The sequence below is a fragment of the Stenotrophomonas sp. P5_A8 genome (assembly GCF_056400545.1).
Window position 1 is genome coordinate 1 of record NZ_JBFULB010000598.1, and the last position, 1,548, is coordinate 1,548.

Below are 1,548 nucleotides of genomic sequence, written 5' to 3' on the forward strand. Positions count from 1 at the left end.
GCTTGTGGCAGGCCCGTCAGAAGGCTGACGAATTGGGGATGCCGTACGATCTGTTCTGCGAAATCGTCATGGAGCGCTGGATCGTAGGCCGGAAGACGAAGCACCCACCATTGCCAAACCAGCTGCTTTCCGGGAAGTTGTTCGACGCATGGATGCGCGGACACCCCTCCTGGGCTGAGGCTAGTGAGCGGTTGTTCTTGCCCGTTTGGGATCGACGCTTCTTTATGGAGCCGTCCGGAGAAGATCCTGTGCATGCTGCAGCAATGCGGGCATTGCGTGCCGATGTGCTTCATGCAAAGGACGGGCCGGCCAAGCTGGCACGATATCTTGGGGTCGATGGTCCGCTGACAGAGGCGCGTGCCGGGGCGATGTTTGAAGCAGATATGGTCCGGGATGCGCTGGTGACTGTCGCCGTGCCTGCTGAGGTTAACGAGGCGCCTGAAGGATACGTTCCGGCGTGCATCGGCAATCGTAACGACGTGCGGGATATGCCCTGTCACAACTGCCCATTCACCGTCCAGTGCTCGAGCGTAAAGCGGAAGGTGACACGCGCGCTGAATGCCGCAGGCGTCTCAGGCGATCCCCGTGCTGATAGGAGGCGTGAGCAGAACCGGAACAGCCAGCGCAAGCATCGCGAGGAGCAACGGCGAAAACTGGCTGCATAGCGAGCGCCGACACGCACCTCGGGTCCAGATGCGCGCCCCTTCGGGGACGCGCAGGGGGTTAAGTCCGGAGTTGATTGAAAGAAGTTTGACGGGCGTTCAATTGAAGCGCCTGCAAGAGCTTCTAGCTACTCTCTGGTGCCTCTGTGTAGGGGTGTTGCTGTCTACCTCTGCGGCGTAAGTAACGGGCTTCCTGTGCGTGCTGGTGAGCATCCCAACTGCGCCATGTCGCCTCGCAGTCCCGGTTCTTCCGCTTTATCCAGACTGCTTGCGCCAGTGTAAAGTGATTTCAACAGGTCACCTCATCCATGGGTGATTTTTGGACTTCTAATGCAAGAAGGCCGGTGCGAGATCTGTGGCGCAACTTGGTGCATCGAGAGAAGCCGTTGCACGGACGAGAGTGGAGGGGCTGGAAGATTGATTGCAATCCGGCATGTCGTTCTTGCAGGCTGCATCCTGCCCCATGTGAAACGCTATCAAATCGCGTGCTCTTGGAGCCCTGTATGGCAGGTGCGGGCGGCGGTGCGTCTGCCAACGCCTGCAACAGTAAGGTGGACGGGCAAGTATGAAGTGTACGGTGAGGTTTGACTTTGTAGGGGCGGCAGAAAAGCGTAGCTTTCAGGTCTCATCCCCTGCGACCGATATGTTCAAGGATGCGTTAAACAATCGCCGGGATGACCACATGGACCGTTGGAAGTGGATGATGGCAAGGATGTACGCGCCAGCACTGGGGGCTTTGGCGCTGGGGTTGCTGTTGATGCTGCCCTTGGGGATGATACGGGAGAGCCAGTTGCTTTCAGAGATCTACGCAGTGGCGCGCCTGGCTCCGGCTTTGGCGATCGTGGCTTCGGTGATCTTTGGACTTATCGCCACTGTGAGGCTATGG

General features: G+C 58.6%; 2 protein-coding genes. Both read left to right on the forward strand.

The annotated features are described in order from the left end of the window. Positions 1-665, forward strand: a 665-nt coding sequence (locus tag AC1DQP_RS20960) for a bZIP transcription factor (RefSeq protein ID WP_478052493.1), incomplete at its 5' end; no start/stop codon positions are given. Positions 666-1,239: 574 nt separating this feature from the next. Then, on the forward strand, positions 1,240-1,548 hold a 309-nt coding region (locus AC1DQP_RS20965; RefSeq protein ID WP_478052494.1), incomplete at its 3' end, for a hypothetical protein.